The 26587-nt window shown below is 68.2% G+C and carries 23 protein-coding genes and 1 tRNA gene; 12 read left to right on the plus strand and 12 right to left on the minus strand.

The window, feature by feature from the left end; all coding sequences use genetic code 11:
- The first annotated feature begins 123 nt into the window (after positions 1-123).
- Together hisG and hisD are read left to right on the plus strand one after the other, a co-directional pair.
- Positions 124-801 (plus strand): ATP phosphoribosyltransferase, encoded by a 678-nt coding sequence (gene hisG / locus L6Q21_RS02745; RefSeq protein ID WP_237828973.1) that lies wholly within the window; start codon positions 124-126, stop codon positions 799-801.
- Positions 798-2090 carry a histidinol dehydrogenase gene (gene hisD / locus L6Q21_RS02750; protein ID WP_237829000.1) on the plus strand — a complete coding sequence of 431 codons (1293 nt, stop codon included), beginning with the start codon at positions 798-800 and terminating at the stop codon, positions 2088-2090. Before hisG ends, hisD begins: the two co-directional genes overlap by 4 nt.
- 178 nt (positions 2091-2268) lie before the next feature.
- Here hisD and L6Q21_RS02755 read toward each other — a convergent pair whose 3' ends face one another.
- Positions 2269-2715, minus strand: a complete 447-nt coding sequence (locus L6Q21_RS02755) for a hypothetical protein (RefSeq protein WP_237828974.1) — start codon at positions 2713-2715, stop codon at positions 2269-2271.
- Positions 2716-2788: 73 nt separating this feature from the next.
- On the opposite strand from L6Q21_RS02755, the gene L6Q21_RS02760 reads away from it, so the two are divergent.
- On the plus strand, positions 2789-3781 hold the full coding sequence (locus L6Q21_RS02760) for an adenosine kinase (RefSeq protein ID WP_237828975.1): 993 nt from the start codon (positions 2789-2791) through the stop codon (positions 3779-3781).
- Here L6Q21_RS02760 and L6Q21_RS02765 read toward each other — a convergent pair.
- The 7 genes from L6Q21_RS02765 to L6Q21_RS02795 all read right to left on the minus strand — a co-directional run bounded on the left by L6Q21_RS02765 (position 3778) and on the right by L6Q21_RS02795 (position 12577).
- Positions 3778-4740, minus strand: a complete 963-nt coding sequence (locus tag L6Q21_RS02765; protein ID WP_237828976.1) for a bile acid:sodium symporter family protein — start codon at positions 4738-4740, stop codon at positions 3778-3780. The two genes, L6Q21_RS02760 and L6Q21_RS02765, sit on opposite strands and share 4 nt — an antisense overlap.
- Before the next feature lie 88 nt (positions 4741-4828).
- On the minus strand, positions 4829-6046 hold the full coding sequence (locus L6Q21_RS02770) for an acyl-CoA dehydrogenase family protein (RefSeq protein WP_237828977.1): 1218 nt from the start codon (positions 6044-6046) through the stop codon (positions 4829-4831).
- Positions 6047-6059: 13 nt separating this feature from the next.
- Complete coding sequence (locus L6Q21_RS02775) at positions 6060-7154, minus strand: acyl-CoA dehydrogenase family protein (protein ID WP_237828978.1); 1095 nt, start codon at positions 7152-7154, stop codon at positions 6060-6062.
- Between the two features lie 68 nt (positions 7155-7222).
- The gene (locus L6Q21_RS02780; RefSeq protein ID WP_237828979.1) at positions 7223-7447 is read right to left on the minus strand and encodes a hypothetical protein; all 225 of its coding nucleotides are present in this window, start codon (positions 7445-7447) and stop codon (positions 7223-7225) included.
- 4 nt (positions 7448-7451) lie between these two features.
- Complete coding sequence (locus tag L6Q21_RS02785) at positions 7452-8084, minus strand: prolyl hydroxylase family protein (protein WP_237828980.1); 633 nt, start codon at positions 8082-8084, stop codon at positions 7452-7454.
- Between the two features lie 5 nt (positions 8085-8089).
- A complete protein-coding gene (locus L6Q21_RS02790; protein WP_237828982.1) occupies positions 8090-8971 on the minus strand; it encodes a hypothetical protein in 882 nt (293 codons plus the stop codon).
- Positions 8972-9112: 141 nt separating this feature from the next.
- A complete protein-coding gene (locus L6Q21_RS02795; protein ID WP_237828983.1) occupies positions 9113-12577 on the minus strand; it encodes an indolepyruvate ferredoxin oxidoreductase family protein in 3465 nt (1154 codons plus the stop codon).
- A 182-nt stretch (positions 12578-12759) separates the two neighbouring features.
- On the opposite strand from L6Q21_RS02795, the gene L6Q21_RS02800 reads away from it, so the two are divergent.
- Positions 12760-12844, plus strand: a tRNA-Leu gene (locus tag L6Q21_RS02800).
- Positions 12845-12943: 99 nt separating this feature from the next.
- The gene (gene tig / locus L6Q21_RS02805) at positions 12944-14575 is read left to right on the plus strand and encodes a trigger factor (RefSeq protein WP_237828985.1); all 1632 of its coding nucleotides are present in this window, start codon (positions 12944-12946) and stop codon (positions 14573-14575) included.
- Between the two features lie 112 nt (positions 14576-14687).
- Here tig and L6Q21_RS02810 read toward each other — a convergent pair whose 3' ends face one another.
- On the minus strand, positions 14688-15443 hold the full coding sequence (locus tag L6Q21_RS02810; RefSeq protein ID WP_237828987.1) for a TorF family putative porin: 756 nt from the start codon (positions 15441-15443) through the stop codon (positions 14688-14690).
- A gap of 71 nt (positions 15444-15514) precedes the next feature.
- Positions 15515-15784, minus strand: a complete 270-nt coding sequence (locus L6Q21_RS02815; protein ID WP_237828988.1) for a hypothetical protein — start codon at positions 15782-15784, stop codon at positions 15515-15517.
- Between L6Q21_RS02815 and parE the strand changes: the two genes are divergently transcribed.
- The 5 genes from parE (at position 15783) to L6Q21_RS02840 (ending at position 21574) form a co-directional block, all read left to right on the plus strand.
- Complete coding sequence (gene parE / locus L6Q21_RS02820) at positions 15783-17768, plus strand: DNA topoisomerase IV subunit B (RefSeq protein ID WP_237828989.1); 1986 nt, start codon at positions 15783-15785, stop codon at positions 17766-17768. The two genes, L6Q21_RS02815 and parE, sit on opposite strands and share 2 nt — an antisense overlap.
- Positions 17769-17842: 74 nt before the next feature.
- On the plus strand, positions 17843-18223 hold the full coding sequence (locus L6Q21_RS02825) for an SHOCT domain-containing protein (protein ID WP_237828990.1): 381 nt from the start codon (positions 17843-17845) through the stop codon (positions 18221-18223).
- A 77-nt stretch (positions 18224-18300) separates the two neighbouring features.
- Entirely contained in the window at positions 18301-20049 is a 1749-nt protein-coding gene (locus L6Q21_RS02830; RefSeq protein ID WP_237828991.1) for a tetratricopeptide repeat protein, read from the plus strand.
- On the plus strand, positions 20046-20855 hold the full coding sequence (locus L6Q21_RS02835) for a 4-(cytidine 5'-diphospho)-2-C-methyl-D-erythritol kinase (protein WP_237828992.1): 810 nt from the start codon (positions 20046-20048) through the stop codon (positions 20853-20855). The genes L6Q21_RS02830 and L6Q21_RS02835 overlap by 4 nt, the downstream gene beginning before the upstream one ends.
- A 116-nt stretch (positions 20856-20971) precedes the next feature.
- On the plus strand, positions 20972-21574 hold the full coding sequence (locus L6Q21_RS02840; RefSeq protein ID WP_237828994.1) for a hypothetical protein: 603 nt from the start codon (positions 20972-20974) through the stop codon (positions 21572-21574).
- On the opposite strand, the gene L6Q21_RS02845 is transcribed toward L6Q21_RS02840, so the two are convergent.
- Together L6Q21_RS02845 and L6Q21_RS02850 are read right to left on the minus strand one after the other, a co-directional pair.
- Positions 21556-21870, minus strand: coding sequence for a hypothetical protein (locus L6Q21_RS02845; protein WP_237828995.1), 315 nt, complete (start codon positions 21868-21870; stop codon positions 21556-21558). The genes L6Q21_RS02840 and L6Q21_RS02845 overlap by 19 nt on opposite strands.
- A 93-nt stretch (positions 21871-21963) precedes the next feature.
- A complete protein-coding gene (locus L6Q21_RS02850) occupies positions 21964-22929 on the minus strand; it encodes an L-threonylcarbamoyladenylate synthase (protein ID WP_237828996.1) in 966 nt (321 codons plus the stop codon).
- Between the two features lie 46 nt (positions 22930-22975).
- On the opposite strand from L6Q21_RS02850, the gene L6Q21_RS02855 reads away from it, so the two are divergent.
- Both L6Q21_RS02855 and L6Q21_RS02860 read left to right on the plus strand, forming a co-directional pair.
- Complete coding sequence (locus L6Q21_RS02855) at positions 22976-24772, plus strand: acyl-CoA dehydrogenase (protein WP_237828997.1); 1797 nt, start codon at positions 22976-22978, stop codon at positions 24770-24772.
- 275 nt (positions 24773-25047) lie between these two features.
- Positions 25048-26523 carry a catalase gene (locus L6Q21_RS02860; protein WP_237828998.1) on the plus strand — a complete coding sequence of 492 codons (1476 nt, stop codon included), beginning with the start codon at positions 25048-25050 and terminating at the stop codon, positions 26521-26523.
- The last annotated feature ends 64 nt before the right edge of the window (positions 26524-26587 follow it).

Raw genomic sequence — 26587 nt, forward strand, 5'->3', positions numbered from 1 at the left:
AGCCCGTAAATCATGGTGCATGAACTTCGCGGCCCCGCGGCCCGGGGCCGGAGGTTCCGTGAAAGCCAGGCTGTCAGGAAGTGCGCCGCATATACGCGCACCGGGCGGTTGCCGCAAGTGCGCATGACGTGCATAGCCGCCGCCATCATGACGAACAGCCCGCGACAACTGGTCTTCGCCCTGCCGAAGGGGCGGATATTGAAGGAGGCCCTGCCGCTTCTGGAGAAGGCGGGCATTCATCCCGAGCCGGCGCTGTTCGACGAGGGCAGCCGGGCGCTGCGCTTCGCGACGAGCAACCCCCACGTGTCGGTGATCCGGGTGCGCAGCTTCGACGTCGCCACCTTCGTCGCCTTCGGCGCCGCGCATCTGGGGATCGTCGGCAACGACGTGCTGGCGGAGTTCGATTATTCCGAGCTCTATTCGCCGGTCGACCTCGGCATCGGCCGCTGCCGGCTTTCCGTCGCGGAGCCGGAGGGGACGCCGCCGATCCTGTCGGAAAGCCATGTGCGCGTCGCCACCAAATATCCGCATCTGACGGCGCGGCACTACGCCGCGCAAGGGGTGCAGGCGGAATGCGTGAAGCTGAACGGGGCAATGGAGCTGGCGCCGCTGCTGGGGCTGGCGCCGCGTATCGTCGATCTGGTTTCCACCGGCCGCACGCTGAAGGAAAACGGGCTGGTGGAGCGGGAGGCGATTCTGGAGGTTACCTCGCGCCTCATCGTCAACCGCGCCGCTTTCAAGACGATGCCGGAGGTGGCGCGGCTGGTGGAGTCCTTCCGCGCGCTGGCCGGGGCCGCCTGATGCTGCGCCTGCGTTCGGCGGATGCCGATTTCGCCGCGCGTTTCGCGGCGCTGGTGGCCGACACCCGCGAGCCCGACCGGGGCGTGTCGGGTCAGGTGGCCGCCATATTGGAGCGGGTGCGCAAGGAGGGCTTCGCCGCCGTCGCCGAGCTGACGCAGAGATTCGACCGGGTGGAACTGACGGCGGGCAGCGCCGAAGTCGGCCGCGCCGAGCGCGACGCGGCCGTCGCCCGCGTGCCGGCGGAGGCGCGCGCGGCGCTGGAACTGGCGGCGGCGCGAATCCGCGCCTTTCACGAGGTGCAGCGGCCGGCGGACGGCGAGCATGCGGATGCGACGGGCGTGCGCGCCGGCTGGCGCTGGACGGCGGTGGAGCGCGCCGGTCTCTATGTGCCTGGCGGGCGGGCGGCCTATCCCTCCTCCGTGCTGATGAACGCCATTCCGGCGCAGGTCGCCGGCGTCGACGAGCTGGTGATGGTGATGCCGACGCCGGACGGGCGGCTGAACCCGCTGGCCATGCTGGCGGCCGATCTGGCCGGCGTTTCGCGCATCTTCCGCATCGGCGGGGCGCAGGCGATCGCGGCGCTGGCCTATGGCACGGCGCCTGTCCCGAAATGCGACATGATCGTCGGCCCCGGCAACGCCTGGGTGGCGGAGGCGAAGCGGCAGCTTTACGGCACGGTCGGGATCGACATGGTGGCCGGCCCCTCTGAAATTCTGGTGATCGCCGATGCGTCGGCCCGGCCGGACTGGATCGCCGCCGACCTGCTTTCGCAGGCCGAGCACGACCCGGTGGCGCAGTCGATCCTGATCACCGACAGCCCGACTTTGGCCGACGCGGTGGCGGACTGGGTGGAGCGGCTGCTGCCGGCGCTTTCCACCGGCGAGGCGGCGCGGGAAAGCTGGGACAATTACGGCGCCATCATCCTGGTGCGCGATCTGGCGGAAGCGGCGCCGCTGGCGAACGCGTTGGCGGCCGAGCATCTGGAGCTGATGCTGGCCGATCCGAAACCGCTGTTCGAGGTCGTGCGCCATGCCGGATCGATCTTCCTCGGCGCGCACACGCCGGAGCCGGTGGGCGATTATATCGGCGGCCCCAACCATGTGCTGCCGACTGGACGGCGCGCGCGGTTTTCCGGCGGGCTGGGCGTGCACAATTTCCTGAAGCGCACCACCTGGCTGGAGGCGGGGGCCGATGGCTTCGCGGCGCTGGCGCACGCGACGGCGACTCTGGCCGATGCCGAGGGGTTGCCGGCGCACGCGCTTTCCATCCGGATACGCGCGCGCGGCTAGGTTGAGGACTCCTATTCCCCTTCGTCACCCCGGTCCCCCTTCGCCACCCCGGGCTTGACCCGGGGGCCAGCTTTCTCGCCAGCGTCGGCAAGAAGCGGGATCCCGGGTCAAGCCCGGGATGACGGAAGATATATCCATTACCTGTATGAGTTCTCGACCTGAGGCTGCGGGCCAGGCCTTATCGGCGTTTGCGCTGGGCCGGCTTCGGCGCGGCGGGCTTCGCTTCCGCTTTTGCGGCGGCGGCCGCCGCTTCGGCCGCGCGCGCGGCTTCGCGGGCGCCGATCAACTGCTGCATGCAGGCACCCGGCTGCGCTTCCTGCCCGTTCGGCAGGCGGGCGTCGGCGTGGGTGGCGACGAGCGGCGCTGGAACCGGCATGTCCGGCTGGGGGTAATACCAGATGTCCAGCACGCAATCGCCGCTGAACTGCATCTGCCGCGCCGTCCCTTCGCGCTTGTCGAGGCGGGGCTGGCCCAGAAGCGCGATGGCGGTTTCGGGCACCTGGTCGAGCACCAGCTCCATCCCCGGCGGCGGGGGCGGCGGGGCGCTGACCACCTGCTGCGCCTTGGGCGTTGCGGCGCAGCCCGCAACCAGGGTGAAGCCGATGAGGGGGATAAGCCGCGTCATGCCCGATGCTCTAGCCAGTCGGCCCGGTGGATGCTAGCGCCGGGAAAACGCCTTCCCGCATCAGGAGCCCGATTTGGCCGACCAGTATGACGTGCTCGCAATCGGCAATGCCATCGTCGACGTGATTGCCTCGCATCCGGATTCCTTTCTGGAAAGCAACGGGATTCCCAAGGGCACGATGCGGCTGATCTCCGCCGAGGAGGCCTCCGCGCTTTACGCGAAGATGGGGCCGGGCCGGGAGATCTCCGGCGGCTCCGCCGCCAACACCGCCGCCGGAGTCGCGACGCTGGGCGGGCGGGCGGCCTTCGTCGGCCGGGTTTCGAACGACCAGCTTGGCAAGGTGTTCGCGCACGACATCCGCGCCGCCGGAGTCGATTACCGCACGCCGGCCGCCGAGGGCGGCCCGCCGACCGGCCAGTGCCTGATCGTCGTCAGCCCCGACGCGCAGCGGACGATGAGCACCTATCTCGGCTCGTGCCAGGAGGTGGACGAGACGGACGTGGACGCGGAGATGGTGAAGGCCGCCCGGCTCATCTATTTCGAGGGCTATCTGTGGGATCCTCCGGCGCCGATCCGCGCCATCCGCAAGGCGAAGGCCATCGCCCGCGAGACCGGGCGCAAGGTGGCGCTGACGCTGTCCGACGTGTTCTGCGTGGAAGGCCATCGCGAGGATTTCCGGGAGATGATGCAGTCGGGCGCGGTCGACATCGTCTTCGCGAACGAGAATGAGGCGAAGAGCCTGTTCCAGACCGACAGCGTCGAGGCCGCGGTCGAGGGGCTGGCGGCGCTCGTGCCGCTGGCGGTCCTCACCCGCTCGGAAAAGGGCGCCATCGTGGTGAACGGCGTCGGCCGCGAGGAAGTGCCGGTGACGCCGGCCGCCCGGGTGCTGGACACGACCGGGGCGGGCGACCTGTTTGCCGCCGGCTTCCTGACCGGCTACGCCCAGGGGCGGGGCCTGAGGGACTGCGCGGTGATGGGCACCATCGCCGCCGCCGAGATCATCGAACATTATGGCGCCCGGCCGGAAGCCGATCTGCAGGCGCGGGTGAAGGCGGTTCTGGGTTAGGTCCGTTCGGGTTCGGCCCGGTCCGCCAGCCGGCGGGCGATGACCGCGCAGGCGATCAACTGAATCTGGTGGAACAGCATCAGCGGCAGGATGGCGAGGCCGACGGCTGTCGGCGCGAACAGCACGCCGGCCATCGGCACGCCGGACGCCAGGCTTTTCTTAGAGCCGCAGAACAGCAGAACCACCCGGTCCTCCAGCGGAAAGCCGAGCGCCTTGCCGGCCCACCATGTGGCCGCCAGCACCAGCCCGAGGATCAGTATGGATAGCGCCGCGAGCAGCAGCAGGTCTGTCGCGGAAAGCTGGTCCCACAGGTGCATGACGACGGCATGGCTGAAGGCGGCGTAGACGACGAGCAGGATGGAGCCGCGATCGACGAGCATCGTCAGCGGGCGGTGGCGTTGCAGGAAGCCGCCGAGCCGCGCGTGCAGCAGATGCCCGGCAACGAAAGGCAGCAGCAGTTGCACGAGGATGGTGCCGACGGCGTTCGCCGACATGGCGGCGCCGCTGCCCTTCAGGATCAGCGCCACCAGAAGCGGCGTCAGGAACAGCCCGGCGATGTTGGAAAAGGCGGCGCTGACCACCGCCGCCGCGACGTCTCCACGCGCCATGGCGGTGAAGGCGATGGAGGACTGCACCGTGGAGGGCACCAGCGTCAGGAACAGGATTCCGGTTGCGAGAACGCCGCCGGCGATTCCGGAATGCACCAGCCCGAGCCCGATCAGCGGGAACAGCAGATAGGTGCTGCCAAGCACCGCCAGATGCAGCCGCCATTTCAGTAGCCCGTCCTTCACCGCCGCATGCGGCAGGCGGGCGCCATGCAGGAAGAACAGCAGGAAGATCGCCGCATCCGCCACATGCCCCAGCCAGATGGCGGTTTCGCCCTGCGCCGGGGCGACGCTGGCCAGCGCCACCATCCCCACCAGCAGAAGGAGGAACGGATCGAGCAGGGCGCGAATCATGCGGCGCGAATCAGGGAACGGGCTTCGAAGGCATCGTGCCGCCCCCGAAGCCCGGATCAGCGGCTCGGCGCAACCGCTTTCCGCTTGTTCAGAGCGGTTTCAATTGGCTGAAGGGGGTGTCCTTGTCCGGCCTCAGGTCTCCGGGCAGGCCGAGCACCCGCTCGGCGATGATGTTGCGCAGGATCTCGTCGGTGCCCCCGGCGATCCTGAGCCCGGCCGACCACATGTAGCTGGATTGCAGCTTGTCGAGGTCGGAACCCGGCTCCACGGTGAATCCCGAGGCTTCCGCCAGTTCCATGGCGAAGGCGGTCATCTCCTGCATGGTCTTGGCGACGACCACCTTGGAGATCGACTGCTCCGGCCCGGGCACCTGCCCGCGCGACAGGGCGGACAAGGCGCGCATCTGCGTCAGGCTGATCCCCTCGTCGGCGATATAGGTGTCGGCGATGCGCTGGCGGACATCGGCGCGCTCGATCGCCGGGCCGCTGTCCGTCTCGACGCGCTTCGCAAGCTCCATCAGCGCCTGATAGCCGGGCGCGTGGCGGGGCTTTCCGCCGACCGCCAGCCGCTCGTGCATAAGCGTCGTCAGGCTGACCTTCCAGCCTTCGCCGACTTCGCCCAGCCGGTGGCTGTCGGCCACGCGGACTCCGGTGAAGAACACCTCGTTGAAGTCGCTGCCGCCCGACATCTGCCGGATCGGCCGCACCTCCACGCCGGGCGCGCGCATGTCGACGATGAACATGCTGAGGCCCTTGTGCTTGGGGGCGTCGAAATCGGTGCGGGTGACGACGATTCCGAAATCGCTGCGGTGGGCGAAACTGGTCCAGACCTTCTGGCCGTCGATCACCCATTCGTCGCCATCCCGGACGGCTCTGGTGCGGATGCCGGCGAGGTCGGACCCGGCGACCGGCTCGGAGAAGAGCTGGCACCAGACCTCCTCGCCGCTCAGCGCCTTCGGCACATAGCGCGCGGCGATCTCCGGCGCGCCATGGGTGAAGACGGTGGGGATGCACATGCCGAGGCCGATGGAATAGAGCCCGGTCGGCGCGTAGCTGCGGCTTTCCTCCTGGTTGAAGATGATCTGGTGCATCGGCGTCAGCCCCTGGCCGCCGATCGCCTTCGGCCAGGTGATCCCGACATAGCCGGCTTCGAACTTCCGCAACTGCCAAGCCTTGCAGCGGGCGACGAAATCGTCGAGCGCGAAGGGCGTGCCCGACGGCTCGGCATAGTCCGATGCGGCCTCCTCGATCCAGGCGCGCACCTGGGCGCGATAGGCGGCTTCGGCCGGGGTGTCGTTGAAATCCATCTTCGCTACTCCCTCAGGCGGCCGTGCGGTTGCGCCGTTCCAGCGCCCTGACCAGCCGTTCCGCCCAGTGCGCGCGGCTGCCGATCGAGGCCGCCAGCAGGCGGTTGCGGCGGTAGTAGAACTGGCAGTCCTGCTCCCAGGTGAAGCCGATCCCGCCGTGCAGTTGCACGGCTTCCTCGGCGGTGAGCTTCAGCGCGTCGAGGCTGGCGACGCGCGCGGCGGCCGCCGCCTGCGCCAGCTCGGGGGCGTCGGCCTCCCACGCCCAGCAGCCGTGCAGCGCATGGGCGCGGGCGAGTTCCGCCTTCACATACATGTCGGCCAGCTTGTGCTTCACGCCCTGATAGCGGCCGATCCGCTGGCCGAAGGCGACGCGCTCCTTGGCATAGGCTACCGTCATGTCCCGCGCGGCGTCGGCCGTGCCCAGCGCTTCCCAGGCGGACAGCACCGCCAGACGCTCGGTCAGCTTCACCCAGTCCGCCGCCGTTCCCAGCGCTTCGCCCGGGGCGCTCTCGAATTGCAGCTTCGCCGACGGCCGCACGAGGTCCAGCGTTTCCTGTCCGGCGCGCGAGACGCCCTCGAGCGGCACCAGCGCCATCGCCGGGCCGTCGGGGCCTGCGACGGTGACGATGGCGAGCGTCGCTGCAAGCCCGTCGATCACCGGCGACTTCTCGCCCGAGACCTTGCCACCTTCCAGCACCGCCGCCGGCTGCTGCAGCGGCGACCGCGCGCCTTCCGCCCAGGCGATGCAGCCGATCGCTTCTCCGGCGGCGAGCTTCGGCAGCCACTCGGCCTGCTGCGCCGCGCTGCCGGCGATCAGGATCGCCTCGATCGCGGCCAGCGTCGACATCAGCGGCACGGGCGCCAGGCTGCGGCCGATTTCCTCGGCCAGCACACAGGCTTCGTCGGCGCCGAGCCCGAGCCCGCCATGCGCCTCGGGCACACGCGCCGCCGGCCAGCCCTGCTCGACGATTTCCGCCCAGAGCTGCGCGTCCTGCGCGAGGCCGGCGTCCATCACCCTGCGCGCGGCCTGAGGGCCGGCGCGGGCGTCCAGAAATTTGCGCGCCGCGTCCTTCAGCGTCTTCGCGTCGTCCGAAAGATCGAAGTTCATCGGGCCTCCTCCTCAAGCGCCACGATTAATGCGCGCAGGCCGCAGATCGCGCCTGTCGATTGCGCCAGTCAATCGTTCCAGTCGCCCGACGCGCCGCCGCCGCCGAAGCGGCCGCCTTTGCCGCGAAAAGGCGAATCCTCTTCCGCCTTTTCCGCTTCCCCCTTCTCGTCGGGCCTTTTCCGGCGCCGGAAGGGCTGCGAGCTTCGCGGCTTTTCCTCCGCCTTGCGCACGCCGCCGAACCGGAAGGCGGCCCAGATCGCCAGCACCAGCAGCAGGATGAAGAGGATCGTCATGGCGTCAGGCTCTCATGCGCCGCTCGCGATACCATTTGGTGATGATATATTTGGTGCCGCGATGGACCTTCATTCCGGCATGGAGCGTTTCATAGTTGGGGCGGCCGGCGGAATCGAGGTTGCACCAGGCCAGCAGCTTGCCGGCTTCCGGCTGGAAGATCTTGCCGATGCGCTTGAAGCGGGTGGCGCCGCCTTCGTCCGGCTGGTTCAGATAGGTCATCAGCGTCCAGGTGCGCTGGCCGCCGACGCGGGTGTTGGCTTCCCAGTCGGGGCCGCCGGGTTCGAAATAATCGGTGTGGAACTTGAATTCCTGCCCCACCGCATAGCGCTGGCCCTGCAGCACCTCGCCATGGCTGCCGGGCTGGCCGGACATCCGGTCGAGCAGGGCGTTGACTCCGTCGATCAACGGATCGCCGCCGAAAAGGTCGGCGGTTTCCGAAGTGCGGTTGAACGGGTCGCCGTTGGAGTCGGATATGGTGGATGGCCGGCGCAGGCTGTCGATCCGCTCGACGAGGGCGGCGCAGGTCGCCGCGTCGAGGAACGCCTTCTTCTGGTAGAGCACCAGCGCCTTGCCCGGGAATTTCTGGCAGCCGGCAAAGGGGGCCGTCGAAACATTTTCAGCCAACGCAACCGTCATTCGGATCATCCGCCCTTCTTGTCGTCGCTCTTTCCGCCGTTCGTCTTATCCGCGCTTTTCGTTTTGCCAAAGCCCCGGATGGCCGCCCAGACGGCGCCAAGGGCAATCACCAGCGCCGCCAGCGCATAGAAGAGCTTTTCCCAGCCGCCGCCGGTCTCGGCGACCCGGCCGGCGTCCTTGCCCGCCTTTTCCAGATCGCGGATCACCCCTTCGCGGCGGGAAACGGCGACGTCGATCGGATATTGCCGGGTGAAGCCGCGCCCGCGCGGGCGGAATTCGCCGTCCGCGCCCTTCACCATCACCCGCGTGCGCAGCGTGAGCTGGCGCTGGCCGGGTTCCGTCGCTTCCACCGTCCATTGCCAATAGGCGTCTTCCGAGGCGAAGAGATCCTGCAGCGCCGGAGTCTCGGGGCTGATGCTGGCTTTCAGGCCGGGGCCGGGGATCAGCGTGGCTTCCATCCAGCGGCCGACGGCGGGCGCCAGCGGCCGTTCCACGCCGGGGGCTCCGGCCACCGCGTCCGAAGGCGCGCTGCTGCCGGCCTCGCGGGAGAGCGCCAGCGTCACCACCTCGGGCTGTCCGATCAGCATCTGCGCCGGGGTCTTCAGCGCGCCGCTTCCGGTCTGCACCTGCGTCAGCGCGGCGCATTCCTCGGGCGGCAGTTGCTCCTCGACGGCGGGGCAATAGGCTGGCGCGCCGCTGACGGGCGGCGGCGGCGCGGGGGCGGGTGCATCCGGCGCCGGCGAGGCGGCGTCCGTGGCCCCGTCGCTGTCTATCGCTGCCCAATCGGTGTCTGTCGCTGACGCGTCGGTGGCCTCGTCCGGGCCCCGCTCACCTGGAGAGGAGGCGCTGCACCCCCAGGTGGTCGCCGCCAGGAACAGGACGGCCAAGGGAAATACGCTTCGAGCCCGAAGAAAAGCCTTGCCCATCACATCACCCCCAGTGCGTGATGAAATGGTTAACGCATTTCCGCTCCGCTGTCATTCAGGTCTTCAGGCGGCGGTTTTCACCAACCCTCGTCCGCCCCGCCGTCAGGCGGCGGCGCGCGCGGCCTCCCCAGGCCATTTCGCCCAGAGCGCCTGGCGCTGCGCTTCCACCGCCTTCGCCGCCGCTTCCTTCACCGGGCCATAGCCGCGCACGTCGAGCGGCAGGCGGGCGATTTCCACCGCCAGCGGCAGGTTCGCGCCCGTCAGCCCGGCGAGCAGCTTTTCCACCTCGGCCTCATAGGCGGGAATGGCCTCCCGCTCGTGGCGGCGCTCCTCGCTGCGGCCGAAGAGGTCGAAGGCGGTGCCGCGCAGGCCCTTCATCGAGGCGAGCAGCCGGAACAGCGGCTCCACCGCCCAGCCGGGCATGGCGTATTTCTTCGGCCGCCCCGTCGCAGGATCGGTCCTGGCGAAGATCGGCGGCGACAGATGGTAGGTCCGCTTGCGCGCCTTCGAGAAGGTGTCGGCCATCAGCGTATCGAAGCGGCCGTCGGTCATCAGCCGGGCGACCTCATATTCGTCCTTATAGGCCATCAGCTTGTGCAGCGCCCGGGCCACCCCTTCGGTGAGCGCCTCGCTTCCCGGGCGCAGCGCGGTTTCGGCCGCCCGCACCCGCTCCACCAGCGCGCGGAAGCGCGCGGCATAGGCGGCGTCGCCCCAGGCCGTCAGGTCGGCGACGCGGCTGGCGATGCGGACGTCGAGCGTCGCGGATTCGGCGGCCGGCGGCGCGAGCTGCCCTTCCACCCGCGCCGGATCGTGGGCGACCAGCCGGCCAAGCGCGAAGGCCTGCTTGTTGAAATCGACCGAGATTCCGTTCAGCTCGATGGCGCCATGCAAGGCGTCGAGCGAAAGTGGGATCAGCCCCTTCTGCCAAGCGTAGCCCATCAGCATCACATTGGCGGCGATGGCGTCGCCCATCAGCGCCGTCGCGATCCGCTCGGCAGCGACGAAATCCTGCGCGCGCGAGGCCTGTTCCACCGCCCGCTTCACCTGCGCCGACTTAAAGTCGAGGTCGCGGTTGCGGACGAAATCGGCGGTCGGCGCGATGTCGGCGTTGGCGACGACATGGGTGCGCGACAGCGACATCAGATTCTGCGCCGCCTTGTCGGCGGCGACGACGCTGTCGCAGGCCAGCACCAGATCGGCGCCACCGGTCATGATGCGCGGGCCGAGCAGATCCTCGTTATCGGGCGCCAGCCGCACATGGCTCCACACCGCGCCGCCCTTCTGGGCGAGGCCGGCCATGTCGGCGGTGGTGGAGGCGACGCCCGCCAGATGCCCGGCCATGCCCAGCAGGGCGGACACCGTCAGCACGCCGGTGCCGCCGATGCCGGTGACGAGGATGTTGGTCGCCTGCGTCAGCGCCGGCACCTGCGGATCGGGCAGGCCGGAAAGGTCCAGCGCCTTCTTCGCGGGTTTGCGCACCTCCACGCCGTCCACGGTGATGAAGCTGGGGCAGAAGCCCTTCAGGCAGGAATAGTCCTTGTTGCAGCTCGACTGGTTGATCCGGCGCTTGCGGCCGAATTCCGTCTGCAGCGGCTCGACCGAGACGCAGTTGGACTGCACCGAGCAATCGCCGCAACCCTCGCAGACGGCGGGGTTGATGATGACGCGCCGGTCCGGGTCGGGCAGCAGGCCGCGCTTGCGGCGGCGGCGCTTCTCGGCGGCGCAGGTCTGGTCGTAGATGATGACGGTGCAGCCCGGCGTGGCGGCCGCCGCCTTCGAGATCGGCTCCAGTTGCCCCCGGTCGTGCAGTTCCGCCTCGGCCGGCAGATAGCCCTGCGGGTAGCGCGACATGTCCTCGGTCAGCACCCAGACCTTCTGCGCGCCTTCGCCCAGCATCTGCCGCGCGACCTTGCCGACCGTCAGTTGCCCTTCCACCGGCTGGCCGCCGGTCATCGCCACCGCGTCGTTGAAAAGGATCTTGTAGGTGATGTTGGTGCCGCTGGCGATCGACTGGCGGATGGCGAGCAGGCCGGAATGCTCGTAGGTGCCGTCGCCGAGGTTGGCGAACACATGATTCTCGCCCACGAACGGCGCTTCGCCCACCCAGGTCACGCCCTCGCCGCCCATCTGCGTGAAGGTCTGCGCCCGATCCATCCACAAGGCCATGATGTGGCAGCCGATTCCGGCCAGCGCCCGGCCGCCTTCGGGCACCTTGGTGGACGTGTTGTGCGGGCAGCCGGAGCAGAAATAGGGCGAGCGCTTCGTCGGCGTGACGAACTTCGCCAGCAGCGCCTCGCGCTTCTCGAAGAAGGCCAGCGCATTCTCGATGCGGTCGGTCTTGTGGAAGTGGCTGAGGCGCTTGGCGATCACCTTGGCGATCATGCCCGGAGTCAGCTCATTGTCGGGCGAGAGCAGCCATTCGCCGGTCTCGTCCTGCTTGCCGACCACCTTCGGGCGCACGCCCGGCTTCCAGTTGTAGAGCTGCCACTTCAACTGGTGCTCGATGAACTCGCGCTTCTCCTCGATGACGAGGACTTCCTCCAGCCCCTCGGCGAAGGCGCGGACGCCGTCCGGCTCCAGCGGCCAGGGCATGCCGACCTTGTAGAGCCGGAGGCCGATGTCGGCGGCGACCCTGGCGTCGATCCCCAGTTCCTCCAGCGCTTCCATCGTGTCGGCGAAGGCCTTGCCGGTGGAGAGGATGCCGAAGCGGGGGCGCGGCGTGTCCCACACCAACTGGTCGATGCCGTTGGCCTTGGCGAAGGCCTGCGCCGCAAAGCCCTTGTAGCGCTGCAGGCGGGTGTCCTCGTCGCGCCAGATGTCGTTCGGGCGGATGTGCACGCCGCCTTCGGGGAAGTCGAAGGGGGGCAGGATGATCTGCCGGCGCTCGTTCGCGGTGTCGACGGTGGCCGAGGTCTCCACCGTGTCGGCGGTCGCTTTGAAGCCCACCCAGGTGCCGGCGAAGCGGCTCATGGCGATTCCCAGCAGGCCATATTCCACGAACTCGTGCACGGAAGACGGCGCGAGGAAGGGGACGAAAGCGGCGGAGAAATTATGGTCCGACTGGTGGGGCAGGGTGGAGGATTTGGCGCCATGGTCGTCGCCGACGATCGCCAGCACGCCGCCATGCTGCGAGGTGCCGGCGGCGTTCGCATGCTTCAGCACGTCCATCGCCCGGTCGAGGCCGGGGCCCTTGCCATACCAGAGGCCGAAGACGCCGTCGAACTTCGCGCTGGGGTTCAGCGCCGTCATCTGCGAGCCCCAGACGGCGGTGGCGCCCAGTTCCTCGTTGATTCCGGGCACGAACAGCACGTCGGCGGCGGAGAGGCGCTTCTTGGCGCGCCAGAGCTCCTGGTCGAAACCGCCCAGCGGCGAGCCGCGATAGCCGGATATGAAGCCGCCGGTCTTCAGCCCCGCCGCCGCGTCGCGGGCCTGCTGCACCAGCGCCAGCCGCACCAGCGCCTGCGTGCCGGAAAGGAAGATGCGCCCGGCGCCGATGTCGTAGCGATCGTCGAGGGAAACCGGCAGCGAAGCGGGCCGCGCGGGCGCGGTTATGGTGGTGGAACTCATGGTCTCTCTCCCGAAATTAGGGCAATAATACTGCCCTTTCTCGGAAAGCGCAACCGATTCCGCACAGGGCCTGCCGCAACCTTGCCACCGCAGCGCTTGCGTGGAGGCGAAGCGCTGCTATAAGCCCGCGCTTCTATTTCGGACGACGAGCGGCGGCCCGAAGGGAATGCCCGAGGGTATGTGCGGGTGTGGCGGAACTGGTAGACGCGCTGGATTTAGGTTCCAGTGTCGAAAGACGTGGGGGTTCGAGTCCCTTCGCCCGCACCACCCTCTCCACCACCCCGTGCGGCACCCTTTCGCAATCCACGGCCCGGCTCTTCTTCCATGGCGCCATATCTGGGAATACCTTGAGAGGAACGGGTTTTCATGACTGCCACCGAGACGCTGAACGACGGTCTGAAGCGTGCCTATGAGCTGGTGATCGGCTCGGACGCCATCGCCGCCAAGGTCGACGCCGCCATTGCCCAGGTTGCGCCGCAGGTTCGCATGCCTGGCTTCCGCCCGGGCAAGGTGCCCGGCAACCTGATCCGCAAGATGCACGGCCCCTCGCTCCGCCGCGAGGCACTGCAGGAAGCGGTGAACGAGGCCGTGAACCGGCTGATGGCCGACAAGGGCCTGCGCCCGGCGATCCAGCCGCAGGTCGATCTGGACGGCGGCCTGAACGACGGCGAGGATGTGAAGATCTCCGTCAGCCTGGAAGTGCTGCCGGACGTGCCCGACGCCGAAGTGGAAGGCATCGCGCTGGAGCGGCTGACGGTCGAAGTGTCCGACGCGGAGGTGGAAGCCTCGCTGAAGCGTCTGGCCGAAGGGCAGAAGAGCTTCGAGGACGCGCCGGCCAAGCATAAGGCGAAGGAAGGCGATCTCGTCGTCATGGATTACGCCGGCACCGCCGACGGCGTCGCCTTCGAGGGCGGCACGGGCGAGGCCATGGAGATCGAGCTGGGCTCCGGCCGGCTGATCCCCGGCTTCGAGGACGGGCTGGTGGGCGTGAAGGCCGGCGACAGCCGCACCGTGAAGGTGACCTTCCCCGCCGACTATCCCGCCGAGAATCTGGCCGGCAAGGACGCCCAATTCGCCGTGACGGTGACGGCGGTGAAGCTCGCCAAGGAAGCCGTGGTGGACGAGAGCTTCGCCACCAACCTCGGCCTCGACAGCCTCGACAAGCTGAAGGAGATCCTGAAGGATCAGGTCGAGTCCGAGCTGAACGGCCTGACCCGCACCTATCTGAAGCGCAAGCTCTTGGACCATCTGGCCGCCGCCCACAGTTTCGATGTGCCGCCTTCCATGGTGGACGCCGAGTTCCAGCAGATCTGGGCGCAGGTCGAGGCGTCGGCCAGCGACGAGGAAAAGGCCGGGATGGAAGCCGAGCGTGGCGACTATGGCCGCATCGCCGAGCGCCGCGTGCGCCTGGGCTTGCTGTTGTCCGACATCGGGCAGAAGAATGGCGTGCAGGTGACGCAGGGCGAAATGAACCGGCTGGTGGCGCAGGAAGCCGCCCGCTACCCGGGCCAGGAGCGCGAGGTTCAGAAATATTTCGCCGAGAATGCGATCGCCGCCGCCCAGCTGCGCGCGCCGCTGTTCGAAGAAAAGGTCGTGGACTTCCTGCTGGGCAAGGCCAGCATCACCGACCGGCAGGTGAGCCGCTCCGAACTGGAAGCGGCGATCGAGAGCGAGGACGAAACCCCGCTGTCCGCCCTGCCGCACGGCGCGCCGGGCCATGTGCACGGCCCCGACTGCGACCATGGGCATGACCACGACCATGATCATGGCGCCAAGCCTGCGAAGAAGGCGGCGCCGAAGAAGGCCGTGAAGGCGGAAGCCGCCGAGGACGCGGTGACTGCGGAAGCGGTGACCGGGGAGGCTGTGGCCGAGGAAGCGCCGAAGCCGGCAAAGAAGCCGGCTGCCAGGAAGGCGGCCGCGCCCAAGGAAGAAGCCGCCGCCGAAGGCGAAGCCGACGCCCCGAAGAAGGCGCCGGCCCGCAAGAAGGCCGCGAAGTAACGGCTTGCCGGCCCCGGCCGCGCCGGGGTGGCCCGTTCGGGCATGAAAAAGGGCGGGGCCTTTCGGCCTCGCCCTTTTCATTTGGCCCGGCTGTGGGGCCGTGCCTTTCCGGTCAGAAGGCGGCGGTCACCGAGAAGACGACCGTGTCCTTGGCCAGGCGGTTCGCCCGGAAGGAGGATTCGCCGTCGCTGATGGTGCGGCCGGTCAGGTCGTTGCCGACATAGGCGACGCTGAACGTCAGCGCTTCCCAGGTCAGGTCGGCGCCCACCAGCCAGTCCCACTTGCTGGTCTTGAGACCGCTCTCGTCGGCGACGACGCCTCCGCGCTCGTTGCCGAGCGAGGCGGTGAGGGAGATGGGCGTGTTGGGGATGCCGGCGGACAACTGGCCGAAGGCGTAGCGGCTGGAACGGTCGAGGTTGCTCTGGTCCGGCGCCCAGTTGAGGCCGAAGGTAGCCGTCACCGGGCCGAGCGGCACGCCGATCGTGCCGAACAGCTCGACCATGTCGGTGTCCTTGCCGCCCGGATAGCCGTAGTAGAGCACCCCGCCCGAGGCTTCGAGCCCCGCCACATTGCCGGCCCATCCGGCCGTCAGGTCGACTTCCACCGTCGAGCCGTTGAAGTCGGCGATGGAAGAGCCCCAGGCGCCGACGAAGAAGCCCGACTTATGCTCCAGCGTGATCCCGGCCTGCACCGCGGGATCGAGGTTCGACAGGCTGCCGCCGCGCCAGCGATAGTCGCTGACGAAGGCCGCCGAGCCGCTGATGGTGATCGACTTTTCCTCTTCCTGCGCCAAGGCCGCCGTGGACGCGCCGAGCATCAGGATGCCAGCCAGAACAGCCCGGCTGCCGATGGACGAAACTGCTTTCATTTTCCGCTCCTGGTATCCCGCGTGGGCGTGGAAAGCGCCCCGCCGCGGGTCTGATTGTCGATGCACTCGCTTCAGGCATCTGTTCTTGGGCGGGCTTTCTGCCGCCATTTGCCCACCGAGATTGGCGGCTTATTGTGCGCCGCACAAGTTGCAAAAAGCGTGGATGCGGCGCGCCGGGGCAATTCTGCCACGCCATGTTGCCGCGCCGCAACAGGTGAAAGCTCGCCATCTGCCCGCGCCTGGCCGGGCGGCGGGACGGGGTGGAACTGCTCATCATCAGCATCAATTCTCGTCAGCCCGCCGTTTCCTTGGGCGAAGCCAGCGGCTATGACGGCGGCCATGACCGATCTCTTCGCCGGAGCAGGCGCCGGCGCCACAGGAACCGGGGGCTATGACGCCTCCGCAATCGAAGTCCTCGAAGGCCTGGAGCCCGTGCGCCGGCGGCCGGGCATGTATATCGGCGGCACCGATTCCAACGCGCTGCACCATCTGGCGGCCGAGATCCTCGACAACGCCATGGACGAGGCGGTGGCCGGCCACGCCACCCGGATCGAGGTGGAGCTGGCGGCGGACGGCGCGCTTTCCATCAGCGACAACGGCCGCGGCATTCCGGTCGACCCGCATCCGCGCTTTCCCGACAAGTCGGCGCTGGAAGTGATCCTGACCATGCTGCACTCGGGCGGCAAGTTCACCAGCGGCGCTTACTCGACTTCGGGTGGCCTGCATGGCGTCGGCATTTCCGTGGTGAACGCGCTGGCCGAGGAGCTGACGGTGGAGGTGGCGCGCAACCGCACGCTGTGGCGGCAGCGCTATTCGCGCGGGGCGGCGCTGGGGCCGGTGGAGAATCTGGGGCCGACCCCCAACCGGCGCGGCACCACGGTCACCTTCCGCCCCGACCCGCAGATCTTCGGCGCGACGGCGCAATTCGCGCCCGACCGGCTCTACAAGCTCGCCCGCTCCAAGGCCTATCTCTACGGCGGAGTCGAAATCCGCTGGCGCTGCGCGCCGGAACTGGCCTCCGACAAGGTGCCCGAGCAGCAGACCTTCATCTTCCCCGGCGGCCTCGCCGACCATCTGGCCGAGGATGTGGCGGGCGAGGCGACGGTCACCAACCAGCCCTTCGCCGGCCTGCATGAGTTTCAGGATAATCAGGGCAAGGTGGAATGGGCGATGCACTGGACGGTGGCCGGCGACGGCGCCCATAGCTGGTATTGCAACACCATCCCGACGCCGCAGGGCGGCACGCACGAGGCCGGATTCCGCACCGCCATCATCAAGGGGCTGAAGGGCTTCGCCGCCCTCATCAACAACCGCAAGGCCTCCGACCTGACGGCGGACGATGCGCTGGTCGGCACGCGGATCATGCTGTCGCTGTTCATCCCCCAGCCGCAGTTCCAGTCGCAGACGAAGGACCGGCTTTCCTCGCCCGAGGCGCAGAAGCTGGTCGAGACGGCGGTGAAGGACCATTTCGACCATTGGCTGACCGAGGACCAGGAACGCGCCCGCGCGCTGCTGCAGTTCGCGATCGACCGCATGGACGAGCGCCTCGCCCGCCGCGCCGAGCGGGAGGAGAAGCGCAAGACCGCCACCAACGCCCGCAAGCTGCGGCTGCCCGGCAAGCTGACCGACTGCTCGGCGAACGCGCGGGAGGGGACGGAGCTGTTCATCGTCGAAGGCGATTCGGCCGGCGGTTCCGCCAAGCAGGCGCGGGACCGCAAGACGCAGGCGATCCTGCCCATTCGCGGCAAGATCCTGAACGTAGCGTCGGCCAACGCCGCCAAGATCGGCGCCAACCAGGAAGTGGCGGATTTGGCGCTGGCGCTGGGCTGCGGCACGCGCGACCGCTATCGCGACGACCAGCTCCGCTACGAGCGGGTGGTGATCATGACCGACGCCGATGTCGACGGCGCGCATATCGCCACCTTGCTGATGACCTATTTCTTCCAGGAAATGCCGGGCCTCGTGGCGGCCGGCCGGCTCTATCTCGCGCAGCCGCCGCTCTATCGGATCACCGCCGGCGCCGACAGCGTCTACGCCCGCGACGATGCCGAGCGGGCGCGGCTTCTGGCCACCCGCTTCAAGAATAAAAAGGTGGAAGTGGGCCGCTTCAAGGGCCTGGGCGAAATGGCGCCGCACCAGTTGCGCGAAACCACCATGGACCCGGCGCGCCGAACGCTGATCCGGGTGGTTCTGCCCGAAAGCCATCAGGACCGGCACCAGGTCCGCGATCTGGTCGACCGGCTGATGGGCCGCGTGCCGGAGCATCGCTTCAATTTCATCCAGGCGCATGCCGCCAGCGTCGAAGCCGACGAAATCGACGCCTGACCTGCCACTTGGGCGTGACATTGGAACCCCCCTGGCCTAAGGGCGAATCAGCGGGTTTTTTCAGGGGGTTCCCAATGGCTCAATCCATCTTCTCCAGCATCGTGAACTTCGCGATGTTCGCCTTCGTGGTGTTCGTGTTCGTGCTGTGGCTGTGGCTGTTGATCTCGGTGATCGGCGACCTGTTCCGCCGCCACGACGTCGGCGGTTTCGGCAAGGTGATCTGGATTCTCTTCCTGCTGTTCCTCCCCTATCTGGGCGTGTTCGCCTATATCCTGACCCAGGGTAAGGGCATGGGCGAGCGCCAGGCGGCGCAGGTGCAGGAAGCCCGCCGCGAGCTGCGCGACTTCGTGGGCATTTCCCCGGCCGACGAGCTGAAGAAGCTGGACGAGCTGAAGGCCGCCGGCAGCATCAGCGCCGACGAATACGCCCGGCTGCGCGCCAAGGTGATCGGCTGAGATCGGCTTCGGCCCGGCGCGTTCCCCAATCGACGCGCCGGGCCTGCGGCTGTAAGGTGGACGCCAAGGAGACTGCCTTGGATATCCGCCTGCCGACAGCGCATCTGACCTTATTGTGCGCGCTGGCCTTTGCGCCGGCTCCCCTCGCCGCGAAAGCGTCTGCCCCCACGATCGAGCAGGCGACGCAGGCCTATGTGCAGGGCCGCCTCGCCATGGCCGGAGACGATTACGTCGTCGCCGCCGAGCGTTTCGGCACGGCGCTGAAAGGCGACCGCGACGAGATCGCCCGCCGCCGGTCGCTGGATGTCGCCATGCTGTCGGGCGACATGAAGGCGGCGCTGCGGCTGGCCAACCAGATTCCGCTGGCCGCAGAATCCACCGCCGCGAGCGCGGTCGGCGATTCCATCGTCGCGCTGACGCGGGCGGCGGGCGCCGCCGCCGCGCGGGACTGGCGCGGCTATGAAGCGGCGCGCGCGGCCTTCGGCGCCCCGGGCCGGGGCGGCGAATCCGGCCAGGTGCTGGGCGTGCTGCTGGAAGCCTGGGGGCGGGCCGCGCGCGGCGATATCGACGGGGCGCTGGCGCTGGTCGACCCGGCGGCCGGACGCGGAGCGGCGGCCTCTTACCTGCGCGAGCATCGGGCGCATCTCCTGGCCTATGGCAAGCGCTGGCCGGAAGCGGCGGACGCCTATGCGGCCATCGTCGGCGCGGAAGGCGCGAACGTCACCCGGCTCAGGCTCTCGGCGGTCGGCACGGCGCTGGAAGCCGCCGCCACCGACCCGAAGTACCGCGAGCGGGCGATCCTGCTGCTGGGCGGCGGGCCGGAGCGCGATCCGCAGCTGATCGAGGCGCGGGAGCGGCTGGGCAAGGACGCGCGGATGAGCGGCCGCAAGCTCGCCGATCTGGTGGACAGCCCGCAGGAGGGGCTTGCGCTGATGTTCCTGCGGCTGGCGGCCGATCTGGCGCGCGAGCGTGCCGTCGGGCCGGCGATCAATTTCGCCCGGCTGGCGACGCTCGCCGACCCGGCGCTGCCGGACGGCTGGCTGGTCGCCTCCGACACGCTGGCGCGGGCGGGCAAATATGACCAGGCGCTGGCGGCGCTCGATTCCGTGCCGAAAGGCGGCGGCTGGCGGCAGATCGCCGAAACCCGCCGCGCCGGAATCCTGATCGCCGCCGAGCGCGACGACGAGGCCCGCGAGATATTGCGGCGTTACGCCAGCCGCCCGGATGCGACCGCCGACGACTGGAGCCGGCTGGCGGAACTGGAGCGGCGGCAGGAGCGCAGCGCCGAGGCGATCGCCGCCTATGATGAGGCGCTGAAGCGCCTGCCCGCCGATTCCGCCCCGGCGGAAGCGCAACTGGCCTTCCTGCGCGGCACGGTGAAGGAAAAGGCCGGCGACTGGCCGGGGGCCGAGACGGATCTGCGCCGCGCCGTGGAACTGGCGGACAAAAACCCCATATATCTGAATTATCTGGGCTACAGCCTGATCGACCGGGGGCTCCGCATCGAAGAGGCGCGGGGTCTGATCGCGCAGGCCTATGCCATCTCGCCGGAAAATGGCGCCATCGTCGACAGCATGGGGTGGGCGGAATATCTGACCGGCAATTATCCGGAAGCGGTGAGGCTGCTGGAAACGGCGCGCGGAGCCGAGCCTTCCGACCCGACGGTCGCCGACCATCTGGGCGACGCGCTGTGGAAGGTGGGCCGGCGGATCGAGGCGCGCCACGCCTGGGCCAGCGCGGCGGCGCTTTCGCCCGAGCCGAAACTGGCGGAGATGATCCGCAAGAAGCTCGATTACGGGCTGGACGTGGCGCTCGCCAGCCGATGACCTTGCCCATTGCCGGCGTGGAGGGCGCGCCCGCCAAGATCAATCTCGCGCTGCATGTGCGCCGCCGCCGGGCGGACGGCTATCATGAACTGGAGACGCTGTTCGCCTTCACCCGTTTCGGCGACCGGCTGGAGGCGGAGCCGGCGGAGGACTGGTCGCTGGAGGTGAGCGGCCCCATGGCCGGAGCCGCCGGGCCGCTGGTCGACAATCTGGTGCTGCGCGCGGCGCGGGCTTTCGCGGCGGAGACAGGTTGGCGGGCGCGTTACGTCTTGCGGCTGGAGAAGCGAATCCCCGTCGCCGCCGGGCTGGGCGGCGGCAGCGCCGACGCGGGCGCGGCGCTGCGGCTGCTGAACCGGCTGGCGGGCGCGCCGCTGGGCGAAGCGGCGCTGGAACGGATCGGCGCAGGGCTGGGCGCGGATGTGCCGGCCTGCGTCCGCTCCCGCACGGCGCGCGGGGTGGGCGTGGGCGAAGGGCTGGCGGAGGCGCAAAGCGTCGCCGGGCTGGGCGTGCTGCTGGTGAACCCGCGCGTTCCGGTGCCGACGGGACCGGTGTTCAAGGCCTGGGACGGAGTCGATCGCGGCCCGCTGGATGCGGACTGGCGCGCGGCCCGCAACGATCTGGAAGCGCCGGCCATCGCCTTGCAGCCGGTGATCGCCGAAGTGCTGGGCTGGCTGCGGGGGCTTCCGGGCGTCTCGCTGGCGCGCATGTCCGGCTCGGGCGCCACTTCCTTCGCGTTGTTCGACGGGCCGGTGCCCGAAGTGCAGGTGCCGTCCGACTGGTGGAGCGCGGCGACGGAATTGCTTTAGACGGTCAGGTTGGTCGAATGTCGATGCGGGTTAGTTTTAGCGGACGACGCCTTTCCGAATCTTTTGAGTCACTTAGATGATATTGACTAACATATTGATTCTGCTATACTTTATTAATGGACGCAACATATTACCTTAACGGCGGGTTCAAGCCGACCACGAAACGGTTCGCCGACCTCGATGGCCCCGACTTCTTCCCTACCCCGGCATGGGCGACCCATGCACTCATAGACAATGAAGAATTTGTGGGGGACATTTGGGAGAGCGCCTGTGGCAATGGCGCTATGTCCAAGGTGTTGGAAAGGACGGGGAATCAGGTAATCAGTTCGGACCTGATCGATCGCGGTTATGGTGAGGGTAACCACGACTTTCTGAATAGCTGGCGCAAGGCTCCCAACATCATCACCAACCCGCCCTACAATGCTGCCGAGGGTTTCGTGCAAACTGGGTTAGAGAAGGCAGGTAAGAAGTTCGCGCTGCTCTTGCGACTGGCTTTTCTTGAAGGTGCGAACCGCCAGCGCACGATTTTCACCGATGCGCCACCGTCGCGGGTGTGGGTCTTTAGCGAGCGGATTACGTTTTATCCGGCTGGCACAGTCCAGAAGGGAACAGGGACCACGGCCTATGCTTGGTTCGTCTGGGACAAAGACGCGACCAGCGGGACAGAGTTAAAGTGGTTCAAGCCCGGCTATAAGGCACTTTACTCATCGGGCCCCTGATCCAAGAATTCGCGACCCAGATCAGTGATGCGGATCGATTCTGTCTCTGGATGATATGTTGCGTATCCCTGAGAGAACATGCTCGTACTGGTATCCCGGTGAGATACAAGGTTCCGCACTTTCTGGCTAAATTTGCTGTCGCTACGATTCTGAATGATCTTCGCATCCTCGCCTTCCGGTTCGAACTGGTCAGTCATCTGCTCGATCAAAGCGGTCGTCTGGATTTCTCCTCCAGCGCCAACCGCTGCCTTGAGTGCCGGGATGATAAGGTCTCGTTCGCGAATACGTTCAGCCATCCACAATCTCCCTGTTTTAGTGCGTGTTAACTGTGCACTCGCGGGCCAGTATTCAAGGTGGCGAAGCGTGGATCGCAGGGATAAGCGAGTTTCTTATTGGCTTCGGTGGCTGGCAGCACGGCGCAGCCGATCGTTGATGGCCGCGCCCAGCCCTGCCTCGGGGATCGGGGCGACCGCGATCGCCGTTCGCCCGCTGGCGTCCGCGCGGTGCAGCAGATCGAACAGGCGTGCTGCCGCTTCGACCGGGTCGCCTCGGGCGGACAAATTCTCGTCGCCGAAGATTGGGCCGAAGCCGATATGAAACTCTTCCGCGCGCGCGGTTTCGGCGTTCAGGCGGATCGGCAAGCGCGGCGCATAGTGGCTTAGCAGCATGCCCGGCGCCGCGACCGGCTCGGATGGGGATGCCAGCGCCAGCGGGGCGCCCAGCACAGCTTCGAGCGATTCGCGTGCAATCGCCCCTTGCCGCAGCAACCGGGCTTCGCCGCCAACAACTGCGACGATGCTGCTTTCGATACCCGCTTCGCACGGGCCGCCGTCCAGCACCAGCGGTACCTTCCCTTCGAGGCTGGCGGCGACATGCGCGGCGCGGGTGGGGGAGAGCCGGCCCGAGGCGTTGGCGGACGGCGCCGCCACCCCCCGGCCGAGCGCGCGCACCACGTCGCGCATCACCGGGTGCGCCGGCAGGCGGAGCGCGATGGTCGGCAGGCCGGCGGTCACCAGCGGGGAAACCGGGGCGCCGGGCTTCAGCGGCAGCACCAGCGTCAGCGGGCCGGGCCAGAAGGCCGCCGCCAGCTTTTCGGCGAGCGGCGGGAGGTCGGCGTAGCGGTCCGCCATCGCCCGGTCCGCCAGATGCACGATCAGCGGGTTGAAGTGGGGGCGGCCCTTGGCGGCGTAGATTCGGGCCACCGCCTCGCCGTCGGCGGCGTCGGCGGCGAGGCCATAGACCGTCTCCGTCGGGATGGCGACGAGGCTGCCGCCGGCCAGCAGCGCCACGGCTTCCGCCACGCCCTGGGCATCGGCCGGGCGCATTCGTGTCAACTCGCCAGTGGAATCCGCCATGCGAGCGGCTATAGCCGCAGCAGATTCAAATAACAGGTGTTTCCCCATGACCTATACCCCGCCCGTCGCCGAGCAGCGTTTCGTGCTGGAGACGATCGCCCGATTCGACGAGCTGGCCGGGTTGCCGCCCTTCGGTGCCGCAACCGCCGACCTGCTGGAAGCCGTGCTGACCGAGGCGGGCAAGCTGGCCGCGAATGTGTTCGCGCCGCTCAACACGGTGGGCGACCGGGAGGGCGCGCGCGCCGCCGATGGCGTGGTGCAGACGCCGCAGGGGTTCAAGGCCGCCTACGACGCCTATGCCGAAGGCGGCTGGATCGGGCTGGGCGCTTCGCCCGACCATGGCGGGCAGGGGCTGCCGTTTGCGCTGGCATCGGCCGTGCAGGAGCAGATCACCTCGGCCAACATGGCCTTCTCGCTTTGCCCGATGCTGACGCTGGGGGCGATCGAGGCCTTGCAGGCGCACGCCAGCCCCGAGCAGCAGAAGCTCTATCTGCAGCCGCTGGTGGAAGGCCGCTGGACCGGCACGATGAACCTGACGGAACCGCAGGCCGGTTCCGACGTGGGGGCGCTGCGCTCCACCGCCACCCCGGCGGGTGACGGAAGCTGGCGGCTGAAGGGCCAGAAGATCTTCATCACCTGGGGCGAGCATGACCTGACCGAGAATATCGTGCATCTGGTGCTGGCCCGCACGCCGGACGCGCCGGCCGGAACCAAGGGCATCTCGCTGTTCATCGTGCCGAAGTATCTGGTGAACGCCGATGGATCTTTGGGCGCGCGCAACGACGTCCGCGTGGTTTCCACCGAGCACAAGCTGGGAATCCACGCCAGCCCCACCTGCACCATGGCCTTCGGCGACAAGGGCGAATGCGTCGGCTATCTGGTCGGCGCGGAGAACGCCGGCATGCGGGCGATGTTCACGATGATGAACCACGCGCGGATCAACGTCGGCCTGCAGGGAATCGCGATTGCCGAACGCGCCTATCAGCAGGCGCTGGCCTTCGCCCGCGAGCGCGTGCAGTCGGCGAAGTTCGGCGGGGCCTCGCGCGAGCCGGTCCGCATCGTCGAGCATGCCGATGTCCGCCGGATGCTGATGACGGTGCGCGCTTTCACCCAGGCGGCGCGCGCCATCGCCTATCTGAACGCCTCCGCTGTAGACCGCGCCCATGCCGAGCCGGAGGCGCAGAAGAAGGCGGATGCGCAGGGGCTGGCCGATCTGCTGACCCCCGTCACCAAGGCCTTCTCCACCGACATCGGCGTGGAAATGTCGAGCCTCGCCCTGCAGGTGTTCGGCGGCATGGGCTTCATCGAGGAAACCGGCGCGGCGCAGCATTACCGCGATTCGCGAATCGCCCCCATCTACGAAGGCACGAACGGCATCCAGGCGCTGGACCTCGTCGGCCGCAAGCTGCCGATGGATGGCGGGCGCCATTGGCGGGCGCTGCTCCAGCGGGAGCGGCAGTTCGTGGCCGGCCTGCCGCGCAGCGGCGATCTGGGGCAGATGGTGCCTTATCTTGAGGACGCAATCGAAGCGCTGCAGACGGCGAGCGTCTGGATTTCCGGCAATGAAGGCGAGAAGCTTGCCGACACGGCCGCCGCGGCGACCCCCTATCTGCGCATGTTCGGGCTGACGATCGGCGCCTCGCTTCTGGCCCGCCAGGCGGCGGAAGCCGCGCGCCAGTTGGAGGAAGGGCAGGGCGACCCCGCTTTCCTGAAGGCCAAGATCGCCACGGCGCGCTTCTTCGCCGAGCAGCTTCTGCCGGCGGCGCCGGCGCTGCTGGGGCCGGTGACGCGCGGTGCCGACCTGTTCTACGCCATCCCCGAAGAGGCGCTTTTCTCCGCCTGAGGCAGCAATGTGCCACCCCGGGCTTGACCCGGGGGGCCAGCTTTCCGGACGGCAAAGCGCTCAAGGAAAAAAGCTGGACCCCGGGTCAAGCCCGGGGTGACGAGAAGGTGGCAAGGCGTGACGAGGGTTGGGCAAGGACTGCCGGCCTTCCATTCGAAGCCGCCGTTTGCCTGCCCCCATATGATCGATCTTATCGATCACTGAGGCCGGGTTTCCGTGTTTCCGCCTGTCACACCGGCATGTTAGCTTGCCTGGCATCACAGGAGGATACAGCCATGACCAACCCGCCCCGCCTGACGACCAGCGCCGGCAGCCCCGTCGCCGACAACCAGAACAGCCAGAGCGCCGGTCCGCGCGGCCCCGTGCTGATGCAGGACTGGCAACTGATCGAAAAGCTGGCCCACCAGAACCGCGAGCGAATCCCGGAACGCGTGGTGCACGCCAAGGGCTGGGGGGCGCATGGCAGCCTCACCATCACCAACGACATCAGCCGCTACAGCCGCGCCGCCGTCTTCGGCGAAGTGGGCAAGGTGACGCCGCTGATCGCCCGCTTCTCCACCGTCGCCGGCGAGATGGGCGCGGCCGACGCCGAGCGCGACGTGCGCGGCTTCTCGGTGAAATTCTACACCGACGAGGGCAATTGGGATCTGGTCGGCAACAACACCCCCGTCTTCTTCGTGCGCGACCCGCTGAAATTCCCCGACTTCATCCGCACCCAGAAGCGGCATCCGGTCAACAACCTGCGCTCCCCCACCGCCATGTGGGACTTCTGGAGCCTGTCGCCGGAAAGCCTGCACCAGGTGACGATCCTGTTCTCGGACCGGGGCATTCCCAAGAACCCGATGCACATGCACGGCTTCGGCAGCCACACCTACAGCTTCTGGAACGAGGCCGGCGAGCGCTTCTGGGTGAAATTCCACTTCAAGGCGCTGCAACCCATCGAGAATATGACCAACGCCGAATCCGAAGAGCTGATCGGCAAGACGCGCGAAAGCTATCAGGAAGCGCTGTTCGGCGCGATCCAGCGCGGCGACTATCCGGCCTGGCGCCTGTGCGTGCAGATCATGCCCGAAGCCGAAGCCGCGCAGTGGGAAGCCCGCACCGGCTGGAACCCCTTCGACCTGACGAAGGTCTGGCCGCACGCCGACTACCCGCTGATCGAAGTCGGAATCATGGAGCTGAACCGCAACGCCGCCAATTATTTCGCCGAGATCGAGCAGGCGGCCTTCAGCCCCTCCAACTTCGTGCCGGGCATCGGCCCCTCGCCCGACAAGATGTTGCAGGCGCGCATCTTCTCCTACGCCGACGCCCACCGCTACCGGCTGGGCACCCATTATGAGGCGCTGCCGGTGAACGCGCCGAAATCCGCCGTCCACCATTACCACAAGGACGGGCAGATGAACTTCTTCGGCCACAAGCACGGCGCCGACGACGCCTATTACGAGCCCAACAGCTTCGGCGGCCCCATCGAAGACCCGTCCGTCGCCGAGCCGCCGCTGGCGCTTTCCGGCGCAGCCGCACGCCACAACCACCGCCAGGGCAACGACGACTACACCCAGGCCGGCAACCTCTTCCGCCTGCTGAAAGCCGACGAGCAGAAGCGCCTCGGCGAAAACATCGCCGCCGCCATGCAGGGCGTGCCGCAATTCATCGTCGACCGGCAACTCGCCCACTTCGACAAGGCCGACCCGGCCTACGGCGCCTCCGTCCGAGCCGCCCTCACCGTGCGCGAGCCGGTCGCTGCGGAGTAGGGAAGAAGGCCAGGGGGCTTTGCCCCCTGGACCCCCAGCAGGAGGGTGACCCTCCTGCACCTCC

This window comes from Sandaracinobacteroides sayramensis (genome assembly GCF_022014495.1).
Lineage (GTDB): Bacteria > Pseudomonadota > Alphaproteobacteria > Sphingomonadales > Sphingomonadaceae > Sandaracinobacteroides > Sandaracinobacteroides sayramense.

Excerpts from the sequence above, each read along its gene's own strand:
- L6Q21_RS02815 (WP_237828988.1), bottom strand. The coding sequence starts at position 15,784 with ATGGCCGCCGTCATAGCCGCTGGCTTCGCCCAAGGAAACGGCGGGCTG.
- L6Q21_RS02855 (WP_237828997.1), top strand. The coding sequence starts at position 22,976 with ATGACCTATACCCCGCCCGTCGCCGAGCAGCGTTTCGTGCTGGAGACG.
- L6Q21_RS02840 (WP_237828994.1), top strand. The coding sequence starts at position 20,972 with ATGGACGCAACATATTACCTTAACGGCGGGTTCAAGCCGACCACGAAA.
- L6Q21_RS02780 (WP_237828979.1), bottom strand. The coding sequence starts at position 7,447 with ATGACGATCCTCTTCATCCTGCTGCTGGTGCTGGCGATCTGGGCCGCC.
- L6Q21_RS02795 (WP_237828983.1), bottom strand. The coding sequence starts at position 12,577 with ATGAGTTCCACCACCATAACCGCGCCCGCGCGGCCCGCTTCGCTGCCG.
- L6Q21_RS02755 (WP_237828974.1), bottom strand. The coding sequence starts at position 2,715 with ATGACGCGGCTTATCCCCCTCATCGGCTTCACCCTGGTTGCGGGCTGC.
- L6Q21_RS02845 (WP_237828995.1), bottom strand. The coding sequence starts at position 21,870 with ATGGCTGAACGTATTCGCGAACGAGACCTTATCATCCCGGCACTCAAG.
- L6Q21_RS02835 (WP_237828992.1), top strand. The coding sequence starts at position 20,046 with ATGACCTTGCCCATTGCCGGCGTGGAGGGCGCGCCCGCCAAGATCAAT.
- L6Q21_RS02810 (WP_237828987.1), bottom strand. The coding sequence starts at position 15,443 with ATGAAAGCAGTTTCGTCCATCGGCAGCCGGGCTGTTCTGGCTGGCATC.
- L6Q21_RS02860 (WP_237828998.1), top strand. The coding sequence starts at position 25,048 with ATGACCAACCCGCCCCGCCTGACGACCAGCGCCGGCAGCCCCGTCGCC.
- L6Q21_RS02775 (WP_237828978.1), bottom strand. The coding sequence starts at position 7,154 with ATGAACTTCGATCTTTCGGACGACGCGAAGACGCTGAAGGACGCGGCG.
- tig (WP_237828985.1), top strand. The coding sequence starts at position 12,944 with ATGACTGCCACCGAGACGCTGAACGACGGTCTGAAGCGTGCCTATGAG.
- L6Q21_RS02770 (WP_237828977.1), bottom strand. The coding sequence starts at position 6,046 with ATGGATTTCAACGACACCCCGGCCGAAGCCGCCTATCGCGCCCAGGTG.
- L6Q21_RS02825 (WP_237828990.1), top strand. The coding sequence starts at position 17,843 with ATGGCTCAATCCATCTTCTCCAGCATCGTGAACTTCGCGATGTTCGCC.
- hisG (WP_237828973.1), top strand. The coding sequence starts at position 124 with ATGACGTGCATAGCCGCCGCCATCATGACGAACAGCCCGCGACAACTG.
- L6Q21_RS02785 (WP_237828980.1), bottom strand. The coding sequence starts at position 8,084 with ATGACGGTTGCGTTGGCTGAAAATGTTTCGACGGCCCCCTTTGCCGGC.
- L6Q21_RS02850 (WP_237828996.1), bottom strand. The coding sequence starts at position 22,929 with ATGGCGGATTCCACTGGCGAGTTGACACGAATGCGCCCGGCCGATGCC.
- parE (WP_237828989.1), top strand. The coding sequence starts at position 15,783 with ATGACCGATCTCTTCGCCGGAGCAGGCGCCGGCGCCACAGGAACCGGG.
- L6Q21_RS02765 (WP_237828976.1), bottom strand. The coding sequence starts at position 4,740 with ATGATTCGCGCCCTGCTCGATCCGTTCCTCCTTCTGCTGGTGGGGATG.